General features: G+C 63.8%; 1 protein-coding gene. It reads left to right on the forward strand.

Annotation, left to right across the window (positions count from 1 at the left end):
* Positions 1 to 254, forward strand: a 254-nt coding sequence (locus JAO29_RS23265; protein ID WP_334270668.1) for a reverse transcriptase-like protein, incomplete at both ends; no start/stop codon positions are given.

Raw genomic sequence — 254 nt, forward strand, 5'->3', positions numbered from 1 at the left:
GACCGGTCCGGCCGGAGAGCCGCTGGCAGAACTGAGCGAATTCCTTGGCGTCCGCACCAACAACTACGCCGAGTACTCCGGCCTGCTGGGGGTCCTCGAGTACGCCCTGCAACACGGTCATCGCCGCCTGCGTGTCGTCTCCGACTCCGAGCTGATGGTCAAGCAGATCCAGGGCAAGTACCGGGTCAACTCGCCAGATCTCAAGCCTCTGTGGCAAGAGGCGAAGAACCGCATAGCCCGGCTGGATGCCTTCG

Source organism: Edaphobacter sp. HDX4 (assembly GCF_036877565.1).
Lineage (GTDB): Bacteria > Acidobacteriota > Terriglobia > Terriglobales > Acidobacteriaceae > Edaphobacter.